The organism is Pseudomonas putida (assembly GCF_005080685.1).
GTDB lineage: Bacteria > Pseudomonadota > Gammaproteobacteria > Pseudomonadales > Pseudomonadaceae > Aquipseudomonas > Aquipseudomonas putida_V.
Map to the genome: position 1 here is coordinate 5896949 of NZ_CP039371.1, position 18841 is coordinate 5915789.

General features: G+C 61.2%; 15 protein-coding genes and 2 tRNA genes. 8 read left to right on the forward strand and 9 right to left on the reverse strand.

Translation table 11 applies throughout. From position 1 onward, the window contains the following. Nucleotides 1–128 precede the first annotated feature (128 nt). Nucleotides 129–716 (forward strand): TIGR00730 family Rossman fold protein, encoded by a 588-nt coding sequence (locus E6B08_RS27385; RefSeq protein WP_136916828.1) that lies wholly within the window; start codon nucleotides 129–131, stop codon nucleotides 714–716. 117 nt (nucleotides 717–833) lie between these two features. Here the strand turns inward: E6B08_RS27385 and E6B08_RS27390 are convergent, their stop codons facing one another. Further along, on the reverse strand, nucleotides 834–3131 hold the full coding sequence (locus E6B08_RS27390) for a YgiQ family radical SAM protein (RefSeq protein ID WP_136916829.1): 2298 nt from the start codon (nucleotides 3129–3131) through the stop codon (nucleotides 834–836). Nucleotides 3132–3688: 557 nt separating this feature from the next. Here E6B08_RS27390 and E6B08_RS27395 point away from each other — a divergent pair. The 3 genes from E6B08_RS27395 to E6B08_RS27410 all read left to right on the forward strand — a co-directional run bounded on the left by E6B08_RS27395 (nucleotide 3689) and on the right by E6B08_RS27410 (nucleotide 7307). Then, the gene (locus E6B08_RS27395; protein ID WP_136912775.1) at nucleotides 3689–4669 is read left to right on the forward strand and encodes an IS5 family transposase; all 981 of its coding nucleotides are present in this window, start codon (nucleotides 3689–3691) and stop codon (nucleotides 4667–4669) included. Between the two features lie 249 nt (nucleotides 4670–4918). Continuing rightward, nucleotides 4919–5656: a YcaO-like family protein gene (locus E6B08_RS27405; RefSeq protein ID WP_265411760.1), complete on the forward strand. Its 738-nt coding sequence runs from the start codon at nucleotides 4919–4921 to the stop codon at nucleotides 5654–5656. Between the two features lies 1 nt (nucleotide 5657). Next, entirely contained in the window at nucleotides 5658–7307 is a 1650-nt protein-coding gene (locus tag E6B08_RS27410) for an ATP-binding cassette domain-containing protein (protein ID WP_136916830.1), read from the forward strand. Nucleotides 7308–7359: 52 nt separating this feature from the next. Here the strand turns inward: E6B08_RS27410 and dnaB are convergent, their stop codons facing one another. The 7 genes from dnaB to rnr form a co-directional block, all read right to left on the reverse strand. After that, nucleotides 7360–8757, reverse strand: coding sequence for a replicative DNA helicase (dnaB, locus tag E6B08_RS27415; RefSeq protein ID WP_136916831.1), 1398 nt, complete (start codon nucleotides 8755–8757; stop codon nucleotides 7360–7362). A gap of 112 nt (nucleotides 8758–8869) precedes the next feature. Next, nucleotides 8870–9316 (reverse strand): 50S ribosomal protein L9, encoded by a 447-nt coding sequence (gene rplI / locus E6B08_RS27420; protein WP_012316464.1) that lies wholly within the window; start codon nucleotides 9314–9316, stop codon nucleotides 8870–8872. A gap of 20 nt (nucleotides 9317–9336) precedes the next feature. Then, nucleotides 9337–10200, reverse strand: a complete 864-nt coding sequence (locus E6B08_RS27425; RefSeq protein WP_136916832.1) for a hypothetical protein — start codon at nucleotides 10198–10200, stop codon at nucleotides 9337–9339. A gap of 33 nt (nucleotides 10201–10233) precedes the next feature. Next, nucleotides 10234–10464, reverse strand: a complete 231-nt coding sequence (rpsR, locus tag E6B08_RS27430) for a 30S ribosomal protein S18 (RefSeq protein ID WP_003249563.1) — start codon at nucleotides 10462–10464, stop codon at nucleotides 10234–10236. Nucleotides 10465–10492: 28 nt separating this feature from the next. Continuing rightward, on the reverse strand, nucleotides 10493–10918 hold the full coding sequence (gene rpsF / locus E6B08_RS27435; RefSeq protein WP_003249557.1) for a 30S ribosomal protein S6: 426 nt from the start codon (nucleotides 10916–10918) through the stop codon (nucleotides 10493–10495). Nucleotides 10919–11275: 357 nt separating this feature from the next. Then, nucleotides 11276–12022 carry a 23S rRNA (guanosine(2251)-2'-O)-methyltransferase RlmB gene (gene rlmB / locus E6B08_RS27440; RefSeq protein ID WP_136916833.1) on the reverse strand — a complete coding sequence of 249 codons (747 nt, stop codon included), beginning with the start codon at nucleotides 12020–12022 and terminating at the stop codon, nucleotides 11276–11278. Then, on the reverse strand, nucleotides 12019–14598 hold the full coding sequence (rnr, locus tag E6B08_RS27445) for a ribonuclease R (RefSeq protein WP_136916834.1): 2580 nt from the start codon (nucleotides 14596–14598) through the stop codon (nucleotides 12019–12021). Before rnr ends, rlmB begins: the two co-directional genes overlap by 4 nt. Nucleotides 14599–14871: 273 nt before the next feature. Between rnr and E6B08_RS27450 the strand changes: the two genes are divergently transcribed. The 4 genes from E6B08_RS27450 (at nucleotide 14872) to E6B08_RS27465 (ending at nucleotide 17902) form a co-directional block, all read left to right on the forward strand. Then, a tRNA-Leu gene (locus tag E6B08_RS27450) sits at nucleotides 14872–14958 on the forward strand. An 87-nt stretch (nucleotides 14959–15045) separates the two neighbouring features. Further along, nucleotides 15046–15132 (forward strand) — tRNA-Leu (locus E6B08_RS27455). A 191-nt stretch (nucleotides 15133–15323) separates the two neighbouring features. Continuing rightward, nucleotides 15324–16337, forward strand: coding sequence for an extracellular solute-binding protein (locus E6B08_RS27460; RefSeq protein WP_136916835.1), 1014 nt, complete (start codon nucleotides 15324–15326; stop codon nucleotides 16335–16337). Next, a complete protein-coding gene (locus tag E6B08_RS27465) occupies nucleotides 16337–17902 on the forward strand; it encodes an ABC transporter permease (RefSeq protein ID WP_136916836.1) in 1566 nt (521 codons plus the stop codon). The genes E6B08_RS27460 and E6B08_RS27465 overlap by 1 nt, the downstream gene beginning before the upstream one ends. Before the next feature lie 48 nt (nucleotides 17903–17950). Here the strand turns inward: E6B08_RS27465 and E6B08_RS31600 are convergent, their stop codons facing one another. Next, nucleotides 17951–18835 carry a methyl-accepting chemotaxis protein gene (locus tag E6B08_RS31600; RefSeq protein ID WP_416194415.1) on the reverse strand — a complete coding sequence of 295 codons (885 nt, stop codon included), beginning with the start codon at nucleotides 18833–18835 and terminating at the stop codon, nucleotides 17951–17953. Nucleotides 18836–18841: the final 6 nt, after the last annotated feature.

The following is an 18841-nucleotide window of genomic DNA, read 5'->3' on the forward strand; positions in this document are numbered from 1 at the left end:
TCTGCTCGCTACCTACGCCCACGCGAGCACAGGAGCAACCTGCGAATTCACCCGCCCGGAGTGACGCCGGCCTTGGAAGCGACGGGCATGCGCCGTACCCTGTCACCCTGTGTGAAGGGAGATGAGCAATGCCTGTATGTTCCGTTTGTGTCTTCTGTGGCGCCAGTATCGGCGCCAACCCGGCCTACCGTGACGCGGCCGTAGCGCTTGGCCAGGCCATTGCCCGGCGTGGCCTGACCCTGGTCTATGGCGGCGGCGCGGTGGGCCTGATGGGCACCGTCGCCGACGCAGCGATGGCCGTTGGCGGCGAGGTGGTGGGGATCATCCCGCAGAGCCTGATGAACGCCGAGATCGGCCACAAGGGCCTGACCCGCCTCGAAGTCGTCGATGGCATGCATGCACGCAAGGCGCGCATGGCTGAACTGAGCGATGCATTCATCGCCCTGCCTGGCGGCCTGGGCACGCTGGAGGAGCTGTTCGAGGTATGGACCTGGGGCCAGCTCGGCTACCACGCCAAGCCGCTGGGGCTGCTGGATGTGAACGGCTTCTATGAAAAGCTCGGCGGGTTCCTCGACCATATCGTCGAGGAAGGCTTCGTGCGGCCGCAGCATCGGGCGATGCTGTTGCTCGAGCAGCAGGCCGATGCGCTGCTGGACGGGATGGAACGGTTCGAGGCGCCGGTGCTGCCCAAGTGGGTCGACAAGAAGCCTGATTGATCGGTCGGACGCCGCCCTCCCTGTAGGAGCGGGCTTGCCCGCGAATGCGTCGGTGCGTTCACCCTCGCATTCGCGGGACAAGCCCGCTCCCACAGGTTTTCCAGGCTGCCGGTAAGATCAGCGCGGAATCACCGGCTGGCGCGGCTTGCGGCCCTTGCCACCCTTGGCCGCTTCCTTGCGCTCCTTGGCTGCCTGCTGGTTGCGCGCAAACGCCTCGGCCTTGGCCTTCTCACGCTTGTCCCACGGCTTGCTGCCATCACTGGCGCGCGGCGGCAGACCGGTGTGCTGGGTCAGGATCTTCTGATCCTTGCCCACCTTGTGGCTACCGGCCGGGGTCGAGTTCTTGCGACGCGCACTCTGATAGGTATCGGTCTGCGGCTGGTGCAGCGGGATGAGCTGGTGCTTGCCTGGACCGATCAGGTCGGCACGGCCCATGCGCTGCAGGGCCTCACGCAGCATCGGCCAGCCCTTCGGATCGTGGTAGCGCAAGAACGCCTTGTGCAAGCGGCGCTGCTCATCGCTCTTGACGATCTCCACCCCTTCGCTCTTGTAGGTCACCTTGCGCAGCGGGTTCTTGCCCGAGTGGTACATGGCCGTCGCCGAGGCCATAGGCGACGGGTAGAAAGCCTGCACCTGGTCGGCGCGGAAGCCGTTGGCCTTGAGCCACAGGGCCAGGTTCATCATGTCTTCGTCGGTGGTGCCCGGGTGCGCGGCGATGAAGTACGGGATCAGGTACTGTTCCTTGCCCGCCTCTTTCGAGAACTTCTCGAACATGCGCTTGAAGCGGTCGTAGGTGCCGATACCCGGCTTCATCATCTTGTCCAACGGGCCACGCTCGGTGTGCTCCGGGGCAATCTTCAGGTAGCCACCGACGTGGTGGGTGACCAGCTCCTTGACGTACTCCGGCGACTCCACCGCCAGGTCGTAACGCAGACCCGAGGCGATCAGGATCTTCTTCACACCCGGCAGGGCACGGGCCTTGCGGTACAGCTCGATCAGCGAGCTGTGATCGGTGTTGAGGTTCTCGCAGATGCCCGGGAACACGCAGGACGGCTTGCGGCAGTGCTTCTCGATGTCGGGGCTCTTGCAGGCGATGCGGTACATGTTGGCAGTCGGCCCACCGAGGTCGGAAACCACGCCGGTGAAGCCCGGTACCTTGTCGCGCATTTCCTCGATCTCGTGCAGGATCGACTCGTGGGAGCGGTTCTGGATGATGCGACCTTCGTGCTCGGTGATCGAGCAGAAGGTGCAGCCGCCGAAGCAGCCGCGCATGATGTTCACCGAGAAGCGGATCATCTCGTAGGCCGGGATGCGCTCCTTGCCGTAGGCCGGGTGCGGCACACGGGCGTAGGGCATGCCGAACACGTAGTCCATTTCCTCGGTGCTCATCGGAATGGGTGGCGGGTTGAACCACACATCCACCTCGCCATGCTTCTGCACCAGGGCGCGGGCGTTACCCGGGTTGGTCTCCAGGTGCAGCACGCGGTTGGCGTGGGCGTAGAGCACCGGGTCGTTGCGGACCTTTTCGAACGACGGCAGGCGGATCACCGACTTTTCCCGGGTCACCGCCGGGCTGTCGAGAATCTGCACGACCTTGGCTTCGTTCGGGTCTTCCACCTCGCCCTTGGCCTGCTCGATGGCACAGGCCTGGGTATCCTGGGTGTTGACGTAAGGGTTGATGATCTTGTCGACGCGGCCCGGGCGGTCGATTCGGGTGGAGTCGATCTCGTACCAGCCTTGCGGGGTGTCGCGACGCACAAAGGCAGTACCGCGCACGTCGGTGATGGTCTCGATCTTCTCGCCATTGGACAGGCGCTGAGCCACCTCGACCACCGCACGCTCGGCGTTGCCGAACAGCAGGATGTCGGCGCTGGCATCGATCAGGATCGAATGACGAACCTTGTCCTGCCAGTAGTCATAGTGGGCGATACGGCGCAGCGAAGCCTCGATGCCACCCAGCACGATCGGCACGTGCTTGTAGGCTTCCTTGCAGCGCTGGCTGTACACCAGGCTGGCGCGATCCGGGCGCGATCCGGCCAGGCCGCCAGGGGTATAGGCGTCGTCGGAACGGACCTTCTTGTCCGCGGTGTAGCGGTTGATCATCGAGTCCATGTTGCCCGCTGCGACGCCGAAGAACAGGTTCGGCTCGCCGAGCTTCATGAAGTCGTCCTTCGACTGCCAGTTCGGCTGGGCGATGATGCCCACGCGGAAGCCCTGGGCCTCCAGCAGCCGGCCGATGATGGCCATGCCGAACGACGGATGGTCGACGTAGGCGTCACCGGTCACGATGATGATGTCGCAGGAATCCCAGCCGAGCAGATCCATCTCCTCCCTGCTCATCGGCAGGAAAGGTGCTGGCCCGAAGCATTCGGCCCAGTACTTGGGATAGTCGTAGAGTGGTTTGGCTGCTTGCATGTCAGTGACCGGTTCTGGTGTGCAGGGAAATCGCGGGCGCGGAATATAGCACAAATTTTGACCAAATCCGACTAGGTTCGTGGGGATTGGTGGAGCGGGCGACCATTGGAGCTATGGGAAATATCGGTGGCTGGAGCTGGGCTTCTGGCCGCTGCGCTCGCGGTGCCTCGTATCTAGAAAAACACCAGGACCCAGAAGATTCCCCAGGAAAAACTGCTTCCGACCGGACGGCTCATCACCTGCTTCTGTGCCGAGGGGTCGTAACCCTTAAATTTTCACAAATTATTTACAGCCATTAACCCTTCGCAAGCGCCAAGCCACTAATTAACGGATGGTTTTTCTGTCAACCCGAATAATTTGAGGATTAATACTACAAGCACCGGAAACAATCCCCACAACAAGCTCCCCCTGTAAATCCCGGACAGCTCTTGAACTAAGAAAAAAACAAGTGATACAAAAGCTCTGCGCACAAAGCGCATTTAAACCAACCCTAAGGAAACTCTGAAGAGGACTTCCAGATTTGGCAGAATGCCTGATCTCACCCGCCGAGACGCCTGATGAAGCAGATGACCTTCGCCGATGCCGAGTACGCCGGCAAGCGCAAGCAGACCCGCAAGGAATTGTTCCTTATCGAGATGGATCAGGTGGTGCCGTGGAAGGGTTTGATTACCCTGATCGAGCCGCACTACCCGAAGGGTGAAGGCGGTCGTCCGGCCTATCCGTTTATGGCGATGCTGCGCATACATCTGATGCAGAACTGGTTCGGCTACAGCGATCCGGCAATGGAGGAAGCGCTCTACGAAACGACCATTCTGCGCCAGTTTGCTGGGCTGAGCCTGGAGCGCATTCCCGACGAAACCACCATCCTCAACTTCCGTCGCCTGCTGGAAAAGCACGAGCTGGCGGCAGGGATTTTGGGCGTGATCAATGGCTACCTGGGAGATCGCGGCCTGTCGCTGCGCCAGGGCACCATCGTCGATGCCACGCTGATTCATGCGCCGAGTTCGACCAAGAACCAGGACGGCAAGCGCGACCCGGAAATGCACCAGGCCAAGAAAGGCAATCAATGGTACTTCGGCATGAAGGCCCATATCGGTGTGGATGACGAGTCGGGCCTGGTGCATAGTGTGGTGGGCACGGCGGCCAATGTGGCCGATGTCACGCAGGTCGATAAGCTGCTGCACGGCGACGAAAACGTGGTCTGTGCCGATGCCGGTTATACCGGAGTGGAGAAACGCCCCGAGCATGAAGGTCGTCAGGTCATCTGGCAAATTGCCGCCCGGCGTAGCACCTACCAGAAACTGGGCAAGCGCAGCGTCCTGTACAAAGCCAAGCGCAAGATCGAAAAAGCCAAAGCGCAGGTAAGGGCGAAGGTCGAGCACCCGTTCCGGGTGATCAAGCGCCAGTTTGGTTATGTGAAGACGCGCTTCCGTGGCCTGGCCAAGAACACGGCACAGCTGCTGACGCTGTTTGCCCTGTCGAATCTGTGGATGGCCCGTCGACATTTACTGAGCAATGCAGGAGAGGTGCGCCTGTAATGTGGGGAATAGCCGCCGCGAGGTGCTCGCTGCGGCTAAAAAGACAGGAATGAGTCAGTGATCTGAGCGTTTTGGGTCGACTCGCCACTTTCAAAATCAGCGATGGTCGAAGCCGGCCAGAAGCACATGGCTACTTCAGACCATCCCTAAAGGAGTAAAAGCCATGGGACGTCGCCGTTCTGAAATCAACATGCTGCAGATCACTCAAGCCATGAACTACACATTTACTGAGCCAGAAACATTGATGAAATTCAGAAGACTGCAGCAGGGTTTCTTGCCAAATATTCGACAAACTCTGGTACAGCTATTGGCTGTACCGAGAGCGAAGCCCTCTTGCACGCCCTCAATGAATCTATAGAGCGCCACGCCCTGTCGATGTACTACTTGTCGCTTTGCAAGCTGACCTCACCTCCACAGATCTACCGACCCTCCGACTCTTTTCTGGAAGACACCTTCGTCCACGACAGAAAGCTTCTCCGCCACGCGAGCAAATTGGAAATATACTTGACCCACGACTTCTATGATGTGCCATTTTGCATTGCCATTACTCGCAGCAAAAAAGAAGGCTCTCTCTGCAGCGTAGGGTCGGGAAGCTCCATAAATCCATCCACAGCAATGTATCGTGCTGTTACTGAACTAATTCAATGCGAGCAGCTTTCTGGCTCGAAAGAAAAACAAGACGATCTCACCACGAAGAAAATGCTTGCCCAATCAGCACGACTCAGCCCACTTTTACACCCGTGCCCTCGGTACGATGTGCCCACATATCATCCGCCGCGCATTGAGCTCAGCGTTCGCGGGCAGATCAAGCGCACATTGACCAACTTGCGCAAGCAAAATAAATCTGTGTTCTATCGCACCCTATACGAGCACCCAAACCTCGCCACGGCCGTACAAGTTTTTATACCCGGACTGGAGCGCTTCCACTTGATAAGGTCCGGAATGCCAGTCGCGCCACAGAGCGCATTCAACGGCTATAGGCAATGATATGCATACCTACCGAGGCCTCTTCGTCGCCCTGAGTGCGACATTAGTATTGAAAGTCGCGACCGTCGTACCCGCCCTGATCTTGGCTGACATTATCGACAACCTGTCCACTTCGGCCTCATCTTCTGTCTTCCTGCTCGGTGCCTTCATATGCCTTGTCGCACTGCAAGCCTCGTTGATCCCTTTACAAGCCTGGTGCCTGGCGCGGCTTTGCCAAGAGCGCGTGAAGCAGCTTTCCATCCAGTGGTGCCGAGAGTTGCTGAACAAACGCTTCGAGGCCTATGGACAACTCCATGGCGGAACCTTGGTAAAGGTACTGGATAGGGGAATAACGGCCCAGGAGCGATGGCTAGGCTTTCTGATTGGCTCGGCGTGGCCAGTACTGGCCGAAGCGGTGGTTCTGGTAACCCTGTTCACATACCTTGGCGCCACCTCGGCATTGATCGGTCTCGTACCCCTGAGCTTGGCCTATCTGTGGGCAAATAATCGCCTGGTGCACTGGCGCCGCCCCCGTATTGAGGCAGTAAACTCGCGGGAAGACGAACTGGCGGAACAATGGGTAGATACCTTCGCCAGTGCGTCAACGGTCAAGCTGGAGAAGGCCGAAGATGCCGCGATGTTTCCGGTCAAGCAAACACTGACGGACTATGCCGACTCAGCGGTAGGGGTTGCCTACAGTGGCGGATGGCTTCAAGGCTTGCGTACTCTTTTCATAGGCCTGGGTAGCAGTGGTTTGCTGGTGTGGGGTATCCATGATCAATCCCAGGCAACACCGCATCTGAGCCTGGGCGAGCTTGTTGCCCTCTTTACTCTGGTGAGTGGATTGCTCGCCGGCGTTGCACAACTGGCAGAAGCCTGGCGGGTGCTCGACCAGTTCCGACTCGACAAACGCAAGCTCGAACACTGGCTCCAACTTCCGGTGTTCGGCCCGACAGAATCCATAGAGACCGAGCCCTCAGAAAAAGACGCAGGACTTCGCATTACCCCCTGCCAACTCAGCGCTCGGAACGTGCTGCAACTGCTGATCGATGAGCCCTTGACCATACGTGCAGGTGAAAGGGTCGCACTGGTTGGGCCCAGCGGGTGTGGCAAGTCGACACTTCTGCATGCGCTGGCAGGAACGGTATTCCAGTTACGGGAGCATGTTTACTTGCACGGCAGGTGCCTGGCTGCGCTCCACGGGTGTGAGCAGTTCCGTCGTTTACGACTCTGCCCACAGGACGCGCACTTCATACCTGGCCCACTGCCCCGCGCAGTGCTGTTCGAGCAAGCACATGATCGCGCTCTAATCGAACGATGGCTTGAACGGCTGGGGCTGAGCAAAGAGTGGTACGAACTGGATCTGGATGCACGGGCAGAATCCATTTCGGGTGGCGAAGCCCGCAGGTTGACGTTGCTACGCTTGCTTAACCGGCCTGGAGACTTCAATTTCTTTGATGAACCCACAGCTGGGCTCGATGCCGGATCGGCTGCCAGGACCTGGGATCTGCTGTTTGAAACATTGCAAGGGAAAGGGCTAATCTGCGTAACGCATGATCAGAGTGCCCTGCAACGATTTGACCGGGTGATCACCCTGAGCGAGGGACGGATCATCAAGCAAGCGGAAACGAAGATCGCTCAAAACACTGGGCTACCTACCGCTCGCACATAACCTGAATTGCACTCCCAGCCCCTATAGCAGCAGCCCCTGTTAACTCAATGCGTTATTCGTCGTCGTCGAAGTTGTACATGCCCGGCGCAAGGTTCTCGAAGCGGGTGTACTTGCCGATGAACGCCAGGCGTACGAAACCGATAGGACCGTTACGCTGCTTGCCGATGATGATTTCCGCCACGCCCTTGTGCTCGGTCTCGGGGTGGTACACCTCGTCCCGGTACACGAACATGATCACGTCGGCGTCCTGCTCGATCGCACCCGATTCACGCAAGTCGGAGTTCACCGGGCGCTTGTTGGGACGTTGTTCCAGGGAACGGTTGAGCTGGGACAAGGCGATGACCGGGCAGTTGAATTCCTTGGCCAGGGCCTTGAGCGAGCGGGAGATCTCGGAAATCTCGTTGGTCCGGTTGTCACCGGCAGAACCCGGGATCTGCATCAGCTGCAGGTAGTCGACCATGATCATGGCGATATCGCCGTGCTCACGGGCCAGGCGGCGAGTACGCGCGCGCATTTCCGAGGGGCTGATACCGGCCGTGTCGTCGATGAACAGCTTGCGGTCGTTGAGCAGGTTCACCGCCGAGGTCAGGCGCGGCCAATCGTCGTCGTCCAGCTGGCCGGAACGCACCTTGGTCTGGTCGATGCGGCCCAGGGACGAAAGCATACGCATGATCAGCGATTCGCCTGGCATCTCGAGGGAGAACACCAGCACCGCCTTGTCGGTACGCAGCACGGCGTTTTCCACCAGGTTCATGGCGAAGGTGGTCTTACCCATCGAAGGACGGCCGGCGACGATGATCAGGTCGGCAGGCTGCAGGCCACTGGTCTTCTCATCCAGGTCGGTGAAGCCGGTGGAGACGCCGGTGATGTCGCTGTCGGAGTTGAACAGTGTATCGATGCGGTCGATGGCCATGGTCAACAGTTCGTTGACCCCCACCGGGCCGCCAGTCTTGGGTCGCGCTTCGGCAATCTGGAAGATTTGCCGTTCGGCATCATCGAGGATTTCCTCGGCGTTGCGACCCTGCGGGTTGAACGCGTTGTCGGCGATGTCGGTACTGATGCTGATCAGCTGGCGCAGCGTGGCACGTTCGCGAATGATCGCGGCGTAGGCCTTGATGTTGGCCACCGACGGGGTGTTCTTGGCCAGCTCGGCCAGGTACGCAAGCCCACCGACCTGGGTCGACAGGCCTTCCTTGTCCAACTGCTCGTGCAGGGTCACGACGTCGAACGGTTGGTTGGCGTCGGCCAGCTTGTGCACGGCACGGAAAATCAGGCGATGGTCATGTCGATAGAAATCGCCATCCGACACCTGATCCAGCACGCGCTCCCAGGCGTTGTTGTCCAGCATCAAGCCACCGAGCACAGCCTGTTCGGCCTCGATGGAATGGGGCGGGACCTTCAGGGCTGCGGTCTGCAGGTCGAGTTGTTCGGGGTTGGTGATCTCGTTCATGGCCACGAAAGAATTCTGGAGGATGAAAAAGACAAAGGGCACGGCCTGTCGGAACAGGACCGTGCCCGATGTTAACCGGCTTGGCCGCGAGCGGCCAGCCGATCAGCGCAGCTTAGGCAGCTACGACGACCACGCGTACGGTGGCTTCAACGTCGCTGTGCAGGTGCACGGCTACGTCGTATTCGCCAACCTGACGGATGGTGCCGTTCGGCAGACGAACTTCAGCCTTGGCCACTTCGACGCCCGAGGCGGTCAGGGCGTCAGCGATGTCGTGGGTGCCGATCGAACCGAACAGCTTGCCTTCGTCGCCAGCGGTGGCAGTGATGGTCACTTCCAGCTCGGCCAGTTGGGCAGCGCGGCTTTCAGCCGACGATTTACGGTCAGCAGCTGCTTTTTCCAGCTCGGCGCGACGCTCTTCGAACGCGGCCAGGTTGGCGGCGTTGGCAACGGTGGCCTTGCCGAACGGCAGCAGGAAGTTACGGCCGTAACCAGCCTTAACTTTAACTTTGTCGCCCAGGTTGCCCAGGTTAGCGACTTTTTCCAGCAGGATCAGTTCCATTTGGTAAAACCTCTTAACTTTTAACCTTCACCGTTCGCGGAGTCATTCCCCTCAGGGGACTTGCGACCGCGAAAATCAATCAGGCTGTCGACAATGGCCAGGACCACGAGTAACGGATAAATCAGCTGCATCACCAGCACCAGCGTGACGTACATGCCTACCAGCCAGAAACCGGCCAGTCGCCCCTGTGCCACCAGACCGTGCATCAGGGATACACCGGCCAGGACGAGCACCAGGCTGGAAGCGGAAGCCAGGACGATGAACTGCGGGCCGATGAACGGGCCCAACACCATCACTGCAACCAGGGCCAGCATGGCCACTCGCGGCAACTTCAGGGCGCGAAACTCGCGACCGAAGCCTCCAGGGTTGTACAACGCAGCTTGCCAATAACGCGCCAGCATCAGAGCCAGCACGCTGAACAACTGCAACATCACCGCTGTGGAAGCGACCAGCACGGGGCCGATCAGCTCACCGGGAATCACCGGCTTGCCTTCGAACTTGGGCAGGGCTTCTACAAGCGCCTTGGCCAGTACTTCGAAGGTGTCGCGCAGTACCGCGTCCAGGATGAGGCTATAGACCAACCCCAACAACACACTGGACAACAACACCCGGCTCCAGGAATGCCCGGCTCGCAACAAGGCGGCCAGCCCCAGCGTACCGACGAACACCAGCAAGGTGCTCGGGTCGCCGAAGACCCAAATGGCCACCGCGGGCAAAAGCCCCCAGGCGATGACCGTTGAAGCGTCCTTGAACCCGCGCCGCAGGAGCACGAGACTCCCGGCAGCGGCACTCAACCAGAACAGCAGCGGCAATACCGCACTTGCAACCACCACCAGGGTGGCCTGCACACGACCGCGCATGATGAAATCAGCCAACGCTCGCATGCTTATCCCTTACTACTTGTCGACGACCCGGTCTCAGCGGCCGTGGCTGTCGGTGTAGGGCAGCAGGGCCAGGAAGCGGGCGCGCTTGATAGCGGTAGCCAGCTGACGCTGATAACGAGCTTTGGTACCGGTGATACGGCTTGGAACGATTTTGCCGGTTTCGGATACGTAAGCTTTCAGGGTGTTGAGATCTTTGAAGTCGATCTCTTTCACGTCTTCAGCGGTGAAGCGGCAGAATTTACGACGACGGAAGAAACGTGCCATGTAATAGGCTCCTCAAAAGGTCCGTGGATTACTCGTCAGCGTTATCGCTGGAGTCGCTGTCATTGCTGTCGTCGCCTTCGGCGGAGTCAGCATGCTCAGGACGCTCACGACGCTCACGGCGCTCGCTGCGGTTCTCTTCGGCCTTCAGCATCTCGGACTGACCGGTAACGGCTTCGTCGCGACGGATGACCAGGTTACGGATCACGGCATCGTTGTAGCGGAAGTTGTCTTCCAGCTCGGCCAGGGCCTTGCCGGTGCACTCAACGTTCAGCATCACGTAGTGAGCCTTGTGAACATTGTTGATTGCGTAGGCCAGTTGACGACGGCCCCAGTCTTCCAGGCGGTGGATCTTGCCGCCGTCTTCTTCGATCAGCTTGGTGTAACGCTCAACCATGCCGCCGACTTGCTCGCTCTGGTCCGGGTGAACCAGGAAGATGATTTCGTAATGACGCATGAATGCTCCTTACGGGTTAGTAGTCTGCCAGCGAATCTGGTCAGACAAGGAGTGAATGACACTGTATGTCTTGCCATGGAGGGGAGGCGCATGCGCGCCTGCCAGCTCGGCAAGGGGCGCAATTGTAGAGAAGGCGGGGCGCACAAGCAAGGTGAGTGGTGAATATTTGAACAGCCGGAAACACTTTAGACCCGTCCTGCCCTTGATCGCCTGTAGGAGCGGCCTTGCGTCGCGAAAGGGCCGCGAAGCGGCCCCAGGGTTTATGCGTCAAGCTACAGATCGCCGGGACCGCTTTGCGGTCCTTTCGCGACGCAAGGCCGCTCCTACAAGAGCTGGCGCCCGGCTAAAAGATCACAATCAGCGCTTGGCCTGACGCTGGCGCACGGCCTCGAACAGACAAACGCCGGTCGCTACCGAGACGTTCAGGCTGCTGACGCTACCGGCCATCGGCAGCTTCACCAAGAAATCGCAATGCTCGCGGGTCAGGCGGCGCATACCCTTGCCTTCTGCACCCATGATCATCACCAGCGGCCCGGTCAGGTCCTGCTGGTAGATCTCCTGTTCGGCCTCGCCGGCAGTGCCGACCACCCACAGGCCACGCTGCTGGAGTTTTTCCAGGGTACGCGAGAGATTGGTCACGGCCACCAGCGGAATGACTTCCGCCGCGCCGCAGGCCACCTTGCGCACCACCGGCGTCAGGGTCGCCGATTTGTCCTTCGGCACCACGACCGCCGTGGCACCGGCGGCATCCGCAGTACGCAGGCAGGCGCCCAGGTTATGGGGATCGGTGACACCGTCCAACACCAGGATCAGCGGCGGCGTCTGCGTGCGTTCGAGCAATTCCTCGAGCATCAATTCGCCCCACACCTGGCTCGGACTGACCTCGGCCACCACCCCCTGGTGCACGCCTTCTACCCATGCATCCAGTTCACGGCGCTCGGCCTGGCCGACCGGCACGCGGTTCTCCGCGGCCAGTGCCAGCAACGCCTGGACGCGCGGCTCGCTGCGCCCCTCCGACAGCCAGATCTGCTTGACCCGCTTCGGATGGTGCTGCAGCAATGCCTGCACGGCGTGCACGCCGTAGATCTTTTCCAGCTGACTCATGACTTGCTCTTGCTCTTGCGTGGCGCGCCGGACTTCGACGGCCCCTTACGGTGCTTGGTCGGCTTGCCGGACGACTTGCCGCCCTTGTCCGACTTGCTGCTGGCGTGACCGCCGGTGCGGGCCTCGCTCATCAGCGCCTTCTTCATCTCGCGGCTCTTGCGCACTTCGGCATTGCGCTGCACGGCGTCCTTCGGGAAGTACGCTTCGGCGGTTTCGCTCTTGCGGCTGCGCGGCTTGGGCGTGGCCCTGGCCGGGGTTTCCGACGCAGGCTCGGCCTTCTCGGTGACAGGCGCAGCGCCACGCCCCTTGCGACCGACCGGTGCGGCGAGCTGCTTGTCGGAGACTTCGAAGTCGATCTTGCGCTCGTCCAGATCGACGCGCATGACCTTGACCTCGATGGTATCGCCGAGGCGGAAACTGCGACCGCTGCGCTCGCCCGACAGACGGTGGTGCACCGGGTCGAAGTGGTAGTAGTCGCCGGGCAGTGCGCTGACATGCACCAGGCCCTCGACATAGATGTCGGTGAGCTCGACGAACAGGCCAAAACCGGTGACCGCGGTGATGACACCCGGGAAGGTCTCGCCGACGCGGTCTTTCATGAACTCGCACTTGAGCCAGTTGACCACGTCACGGGTGGCCTCGTCGGCCCGGCGCTCGGTCATCGAGCACTGCTCGCCGAGCTGGTCGAGGGTGTTCACGTCATACGGGTAGATGCGCGCCTTGGGGATGCTCATCGCGCCGGCACGCTTGACGTGCGGGGTATCGACCTTGGAGCGGATGACGCTGCGGATGGCACGATGCACCAGCAGGTCCGGGTAACGGCGAATCGGCGAGGTGAAGTGCGTGTACGCCTCGTAGTTCAAGCCGAAGTGGCCGTTGTTGTCGGTGCTGTACACCGCCTGGCTCAGCGAGCGCAGCATCACGGTCTGGATCAGGTGGAAATCCGGGCGCCCGGCGATGCTCGCCAGCAGGGCCTGGTAATCCTTTGGCGAGGGGTCCTTGCCCTTGTGCAGGGTCAGGCCCAGTTCGCCGAGGAAGGCGCGGAGTTTTTCCAGGCGCTCCGGAGGCGGGCCGTCGTGCACGCGGTACAGCGAAGGTACGCCGTGCTTTTGCAGGAACTCGGCAGTGGCGACGTTGGCCGCCAGCATGCATTCCTCGATCAGCTTGTGAGCGTCGTTGCGCACGGTCGGGCGGATTTCCGCGATCTTGCGCTCATCGCCGAAGATGATGCGGGTTTCCTGGGTCTCGAAGTCGATCGCGCCACGGGCATGACGGGCGTCGACGAGCACCTTGTACAGGTTGTACAGGTTCTTGAGGTCCGGCAGGACCTCCTTGTACTCCTCGCGCAGCGCCTTGCCTTCACGGGTACGCGAATGCTCCAGCATGCTGCTGACCTTGTTGTAGGTCAGGCGGGCGTGGGAGTGGATCACGCCTTCGTAGAACTGGTAGTCGACCATCTGGCCGGCCTTGTTCATGGTCATCTCGCAGACCATGGCCAGGCGATCGACGTGCGGGTTCAGCGAGCACAGGCCGTTGGACAGCTCCTCGGGGAGCATCGGCACCACGCGCTCGGGGAAGTACACCGAGTTGCCGCGCTGCTGGGCTTCGACATCCAGGGCCGAGCCCAGGCGCACGTAGCTGGAAACGTCGGCGATGGCCACGTACAGGCGCCAGCCACCGGAGAACAGGCGCAGCTTGCCCAGTGGCTCGCAGTACACGGCGTCGTCGAAGTCGCGGGCATCCTCGCCGTCGATGGTGACGAAGGGCAGATGGCGCAGGTCGATGCGCTTTTCCTTGTCCTTTTCCTCGACTTCGGAGCGGAACTTGCGCGCTTCCTTGATCACGTCCTTGGGCCAGACATGCGGAATGTCGTAGCTGCGCAGCGCCACGTCGATTTCCATGCCTGGGGCCATGTAGTTGCCAATCACCTCGACCACGTCACCCTGCGGCTGGAAACGCGGGGTCGGCCAGTGGGTGATCTTGATCTCGACGAACTGGCCGATCTTGGCGCCGCCGTTACGGCCCGCGGTCACCAGCACTTCCTGCTGGATCTTCGGGTTGTCCGGGGTCACGTAGCCGATGCCACCTTCTTCGAAGTAGCGGCCGACCACGCTTTCATGGGCGCGGGAGATGACCTCCACCAACACGCCTTCGCGGCGGCCGCGGCGATCGGTACCGGAGACCCGGGCCAACGCCCGGTCGCCGTCGAACACCAGGCGCATCTGCGCGGGGCTGAGGAACAGGTCGTCGCTGCCGTCATCGGGGATCAGGAAGCCGAAGCCGTCGCGATGGCCGGAGACACGGCCACAGATCAGGTCCAGCTTGTCTACCGGGGCATAGGTGCCGCGCCGGGTATAGATAAGCTGGCCGTCACGTTCCATGGCACGCAGTCGGCGGCGCAGAGCTTCGATCTGGTCTTCCTCGTGAAGACCGAATTCGGCCGCCAGCTCCTCGCGTGCGGCCGGTTCGCCACGGTCGGCGAGGCGCTGCAGGATCAGCTCACGGCTGGGGATGGGGTTGTCGTATTTTTCCGCTTCGCGAGCGGCCTCGGGATCGAGGGATTGCCAATCGGCCATCAGAAGGGGTTCACCTTGGGGTATATAGATATGAATTCTGGCATAGGCGTATTGAAACCGGAAATCTCGGCATTGGACAGCCCCAGAGGCATGTCCAGGTAACGGCAATAGGCCTGTGGAATCAACAAGTTGAATTTTTTGAATTTTTTTTTGATCGGGGGCTTTACAGCCCTCGGAGGCGTCCGTATAGTGCGCACCACAACGACGGACAGCCGACGTTGTAGTTGAGATGAAGCGCGATGTAAAGCATCATGTGACCTCGACGAAATGTGTGCCCAGGTGGCGGAATTGGTAGACGCGCTGGTTTCAGGTATCAGTGACTTAACGGTCGTGGAAGTTCGAGTCTTCTCCTGGGCACCAATGATTTTCAAGTAATAGATGACCAAGGATCTATTACGACTGAGTGAAGCGAACAATAGTCGCCTTCTTCAGATGATGCAAAGCTTTGCCCAGGTGGCGGAATTGGTAGACGCGCTGGTTTCAGGTATCAGTGACTTAACGGTCGTGGAAGTTCGAGTCTTCTCCTGGGCACCATACAAAAACCCACTAGCTTGCTAGTGGGTTTTTTCTTGCCTGCGATTTTTGCATCGCCCTCCCCTGCCGGCATTTCCCGGCGATTGCCCTCGCCGAAAGCCCTGATGAATTTCTCGTCGCCGGGCCACTTGAGAACCGATTTCGTTTACCATTGTTGCCAAATATGTAGCCGTAAGCGAGGAAGTACCCGCATGACGATCCGCCCGCAACCGCTGATGCGCACCCTGGCCGCCGCTGTTCTAAGCCTGGTGATCGGCGCTCCGGCCGCCATGGCAGACGAGCCTGTCACGCTGACCATGTACAACGGCCAGCACAAGGAAATCGGCGAAGCCATCGCCAAGGCCTACGAGGCCAAGACCGGTATCCATATCAATATCCGCAAGGGCAGCAGCAACCAGCTGGCCAGCCAGATCATCGAGGAAGGCGACCGTTCGCCGGCCGACATCATCTATACCGAAGAGTCGCCACCGCTGAACAACCTCGGTCAATTGGGCCTGCTGGCCAAGATCGACGACGCGACCTTGAACATGCTGCCCAAGGAGTATGTCGGCGCCGACGGCACCTGGATGGGCGTGACCGCACGTACCCGTGTGGTGGTGTTCAACCCGAAGAAGATCGACGAGAAAGACCTGCCGACCACGGTGATGGACTTCGCCAACCCCGAGTGGGATGGTCGTGTCGGCTACGTGCCGACCAGCGGCGCCTTCCAGGAGCAGGCCGTGGCCATCCTCAAGATGCATGGCCGCGAAGCTACCGAAGAATGGCTGACCGGCCTGAAAGCCTTCGGCAAAACCTACACCAACAACATGGTCGCCCTGAAGGCCGTGGAGAAAGGTGAAGTCGCCGCCGTCCTGGTCAACAACTACTACTGGTACGCCCTGGAGCGCGAGCGCGGCAAGCTCGACTCCAAGCTGTACTACCTGGCCGATGGCGATGCCGGTAACCTGGTGACCATCTCCGGCGCCGGCGCGGTCAAGGCCAGCAAGCATCCGAAGGAAGCCCAGGCCCTGCTCAACTGGATGGCCAGCGAAGAAGGCCAGCGCGTGATCACCCAGACCACCGCCGAGTATCCTCTGCACAAGGGCATGGTCTCCGACCGCGGCCTGAAACCGTTCGAAGACCTGCGCCCGCCGAAGATCTCGCCGGCCGACCTGGGCAATGCCGAGGAAGCGCTGGAGCTTGAACGCGAGATCGGTCTGCTCTGATGACTGCCGCCCTGTCCGAACCGGTGCCGGTACGCTTCGTCCCCCGCCGCAAGCGCGCCTCCATTTGGGTGGTGCTGCCTGTGCTGTTCCTGGTGGCAATGAGCTTGCTGCCATTGCTCTACGTCGCCATGAAGGCCTGGGAAGCAGGCTGGCGCGAAGCGTTGCACCTGCTCTGGCGCCCGTTCGTATGGGGCCTGATGCGCAACACCCTGATGCTGATGGCCGGCGTGACGCTCACCTGCATGGTGGTCGGCCTGGCATTGGCCTGGCTGCTCGAGCGCAGCAACCTGCCGGGCCGCAGGCTCTGGGGCGTGGTGCTGTGCCTGCCGTTCGCCGTGCCATCGTTCGTCAGCAGCTTCACCTGGGTGTCGCTGAGCTCGGACTTCGAAGGCCTGGGCGGCGCGATCATGGTCATGGCGCTGTCCAAGTACCCGCTGGTGTTCCTGCCAGTGGCGGCGACCCTGCGCAACCTCGACACCTCGGTTGAGGAATCGGCCCGCACCCTGGGCTATGGCAGCTGGGGCGTGTTCCGCAAGATCACCCTGCCGCTGCTGTGGCCGTCGATGCTCGGCGGTGCACTGCTGATCGCCCTGCACATGCTGGTCGAGTTCGGCGCGCTGTCGATCCTCGGGCTGCAGACCTTCACCACCGCGATCTACCAGCAGTTCGAACTGGAGTTCAGCAACGCTAACGCCGCCATGCTTTCGGCAGTATTGCTGGCGCTGTGCCTGTTGATGTTGTGGCTGGAGCTGCGCGTACGCGGCAAGGCGCGCCACGTGCGCATCGGCCAGGGCGTGGCACGCCGCGGCCAGCCGGTGCGCCTGCGCGGCTGGATGCCGCTGGCCCAGTTGTTCTGCCTGGGCCTGGCGATCCTGGGCAGCGGCATTCCGCTGGCCATGCTCGGTTACTGGCTGAGCGTCGGCTCGTCGGCTGCATTCCCGGTGGCAGCCATCAGCAAGGCCCTGATCACCTCGCTGTCGGTCTCACTGGGCGGCGCAGGCTTCTGCGTGCTGCTGGCGTTGCCGGTGAGCTTCCTGGTTGTACGCTACAAAGGTCGTCTGGCGATCTGGGCCGAGCGCTTGCCTTACCTGCTGCACGCCCTGCCCGGCTTGGTCATCGCCCTGACCCTGGTGGTGTTCTCGCTGCACTACGTGCCGGCGCTGTACCAGACCACCGCACTGTTGCTGCTGGCCTACGCACTGCTGTTCCTGCCGCTGGCCCAGGCACCGGTACGTACCGCGCTGAACAAGGCTTCGCCAACCCTCGAAGAGGCCGCTCGTACGCTGGGGGCGAGCAGCTTCGCGGCATTCTGCCGGGTCACCCTGCCGATCATCTTCCCGGCATTGGCAGCCGCCTTCGCCCTGGTGTTCCTGGATGCCATGAAGGAGCTGACCGCCACCCTGCTGCTCAGCCCGACCGGCATGACCACCCTGGCCACCGAGGTCTGGGCGCATACCGCCAACGTCGAGTTCGCGGCGGCGGCGCCTTATGCTGCCCTGCTGATCGTGGTGTCGGGGTTGCCGGTGTATCTGCTGACCACGCGGATGTACCTGAACAAGGCGTAGCCTGCTTCGCGGGCTTGCCCGCGAAGCTCCCAACCCGACAGCCTCCACTCAAGCCCTGAACTGCCCCAGGCTCGCCCGCAACTGGGCCGCGAGATCATCCAGCACCTTGCTGCTGGCAGTGGTCTGCATCACCACCTCGGCCGAGCGCTCAGCCTGGGCGTGGATGTTCTCCACCCGACCACGCACCGCCTGAGCGCCATGGGCCTGCTGCTCGGCGGCGCGGGTCGCCAGGCCAATGGCGGCATGCACCTGTTCAACCGCCGCCTGTACAGATTGCTGCCGACGCTCGTTGTCACGCAGCACCAGCAAACCTTCGCTGGCCTTGAGCCCGGCCTGGCCAATGGTCGCCACCGCTTCCTTCGCACCTTTCTGCAAGGCAGCGATATGCGCCTGGATATCCCCCGTCGAGCTCTGCGTCTTGCTCGCCAGCGCCCTCACCTCATCCGCCACCACGGCAAAGCCACGCCCGGTTTCACCGGCCCGCGCAGCTTCGATGGCGGCATTGAGCGCCAGCAGGTTGGTCTGTTCGGCAATGCCGTGGATGACCGTCAGTACCACTTCGATCTGCTCGCTCTGCTTGGCCAGCCGCTCAATGACCTGGGAGCCGTTCTCGACCTGGCTGGCGAGGCTCTCGATTAGGCTCGCCAGTTGCGTCGAGGAACGGCTGTTCTGGTCGGTGGCCTGACGAATGTCCACGACCTGCTGCAAGGCAGCCTGCATCGCATGGCTTTCGGCCTGCGCCTCGTCGGCCATGCTCGACAGAGCACGCAGGCTGGCCGCAACCTCGTCACGTTGTAACGCAGCGGCAGCATCGGCACCGGCATTGCGTTGCGCCATGCTGTCGATCTCGATACCGGTGCGCTGGGCCACCTCGCCGGCCTCGCGGACGATGGGCTGCAGCTTGTCGACGAAACGATTGACCGCCGAGGCCATATCACC

Bases quoted from the DNA above. Each gene is read 5' to 3' on its own strand.
- rpsF (WP_003249557.1), bottom strand. From the start codon at position 10,918: ATGCGTCATTACGAAATCATCTTCCTGGTTCACCCGGACCAGAGCGAG.
- dnaB (WP_136916831.1), bottom strand. From the start codon at position 8,757: ATGAACGAGATCACCAACCCCGAACAACTCGACCTGCAGACCGCAGCC.
- E6B08_RS27395 (WP_136912775.1), top strand. From the start codon at position 3,689: ATGAAGCAGATGACCTTCGCCGATGCCGAGTACGCCGGCAAGCGCAAG.
- E6B08_RS27390 (WP_136916829.1), bottom strand. From the start codon at position 3,131: ATGCAAGCAGCCAAACCACTCTACGACTATCCCAAGTACTGGGCCGAA.
- rnr (WP_136916834.1), bottom strand. From the start codon at position 14,598: ATGGCCGATTGGCAATCCCTCGATCCCGAGGCCGCTCGCGAAGCGGAA.
- E6B08_RS27410 (WP_136916830.1), top strand. From the start codon at position 5,658: ATGCATACCTACCGAGGCCTCTTCGTCGCCCTGAGTGCGACATTAGTA.
- E6B08_RS27465 (WP_136916836.1), top strand. From the start codon at position 16,337: ATGACTGCCGCCCTGTCCGAACCGGTGCCGGTACGCTTCGTCCCCCGC.
- E6B08_RS27460 (WP_136916835.1), top strand. From the start codon at position 15,324: ATGACGATCCGCCCGCAACCGCTGATGCGCACCCTGGCCGCCGCTGTT.
- rplI (WP_012316464.1), bottom strand. From the start codon at position 9,316: ATGGAACTGATCCTGCTGGAAAAAGTCGCTAACCTGGGCAACCTGGGC.
- E6B08_RS27385 (WP_136916828.1), top strand. From the start codon at position 129: ATGCCTGTATGTTCCGTTTGTGTCTTCTGTGGCGCCAGTATCGGCGCC.
- E6B08_RS27425 (WP_136916832.1), bottom strand. From the start codon at position 10,200: ATGCGAGCGTTGGCTGATTTCATCATGCGCGGTCGTGTGCAGGCCACC.
- rlmB (WP_136916833.1), bottom strand. From the start codon at position 12,022: ATGAGTCAGCTGGAAAAGATCTACGGCGTGCACGCCGTGCAGGCATTG.
- E6B08_RS31600 (WP_416194415.1), bottom strand. From the start codon at position 18,835: ATGGCCTCGGCGGTCAATCGTTTCGTCGACAAGCTGCAGCCCATCGTC.
- rpsR (WP_003249563.1), bottom strand. From the start codon at position 10,464: ATGGCACGTTTCTTCCGTCGTCGTAAATTCTGCCGCTTCACCGCTGAA.